Origin of the sequence: Aeromonas sp. R5-1, assembly GCF_040908265.1 — a bacterium.
In the GTDB taxonomy this organism is placed as follows: Bacteria; Pseudomonadota; Gammaproteobacteria; order Enterobacterales; family Aeromonadaceae; genus Aeromonas; species Aeromonas caviae.
This window is the reverse complement of the sequence record NZ_JBFODJ010000016.1, coordinates 1-1391: the sequence shown is the minus strand read 5'-3', so window position 1 is coordinate 1391 and position 1391 is coordinate 1. Positions and strand designations below refer to the sequence as shown.

Sequence of the window (1391 nt, the reverse complement as noted above, 5' to 3'; positions counted from 1 at the left end):
CGGAGCTAACAGGAGACCAGCAGATCATTTTGGAGGTATTGGGTGAGCGCTATCGGCAAATTTATTCCTAAATCAGGTGCGGAATGTCGGATAGAACTGATATTTAAACATATCGGTCATTTCATTTTTAATAGAAATATACTGACTTTTTAAAGCCTCCTTATGTTCACCATATACTTTCGTTATCTGCTCCAGGTCAAAGGCGCAACTAGCATCACCCGAGCAAAGCGGTGATTCATATTCAGCCTTTGCCACATGCAATGGATTTGATGAAGAACCTGGCATCTGAGAATAATCAATATTAAAGTCGCCAGACCCACCTTGACCACCACCAGAATTTCCCCAGCCATTCTTTAAACCATCTTGGAGCATGTATTTAATGCCGTAAAGATTGTCATTCATCTGGCTTAAATAGCCTGACTGACTAGAAATATTGGAGTTGACCGAATTAACCGAGCCTTGAAGGCTCCCAATAGCACCAAGCATACTCCCCATATTGGATGACATGGAGCTTGTATTGCCGCTAATAGAGCCAAGGGTTGACATGGCCGATTGTTGCATTGCTTTCAGCGAAGCTACATCACCTTTGATTGCAGATAAATCAACAGTAGAAACGGCACCACTTGTACCGCCAGAAGAACCCATACTATCAGCAATTTTCTTTAACTGAGCATTAGCCAAATCAAAATCAGCCTCCATACGAGACAAATAAAGATTAGTCCCCTCTATTCGACCAGGAGTTTCCCGTATATAAGGTAACGCCTGATCAAGCTTGTCATTAACGTCAGACAATTCGAGTTGGGTCTTAAATGTATTACCAGAAATATGATTGGAATAATCCTTCAAACCAGAAAGCCTAGAATTAACCCCCGCAAACTGCTTACCTAAATTAGTATTAATCTTTGAAAGGGTATAACCCACGGTCTGATAACCGTAATGATTAAAATATTGCCAACCAGCAATATTATCGGTATCACCAGGAAGACTACCATCCCCGCCAGGACTGCCCCCAGTATCGCCACCGTCGCCACCAGTACCAGTACCAGTGCCCACGGTACATTCCACACCGTTAGACTGTATGGGGCCCATGGTGCCCGTAGATGGCGTTTCAACACAGACTCCAGGGCAAACGACCTGACACCCGCCCAGAGTGGAGGACTCCCATTTAACGCAATAGGGCATTTCTGTACCTATAGGCACATTTTGCAGATTGAGCCCTGCCGGACAGCTCGCAAACGCCCCCAGCGGCACCAGGAAGAGCAGATAAAGCAATCTCACGCGACCCCCCAATAAAAAAGGTTCATCGCGGCTTTCCGGGGAAGGCCGCCTTGATTTTCAGAAAAAAGTATTCTGAGTCCCTAAATCCATATGCCATGCGCTTTATCACTTTG

1 protein-coding gene is annotated in these 1391 nt (G+C 45.1%); it reads right to left on the bottom strand.

The window, feature by feature from the left end:
• Nucleotides 1-72 precede the first annotated feature (72 nt).
• Entirely contained in the window at nucleotides 73-1053 is a 981-nt protein-coding gene (locus AB5Y64_RS02835) for a hypothetical protein (protein ID WP_368203231.1), read from the bottom strand.
• Nucleotides 1054-1391 lie beyond the last annotated feature (338 nt).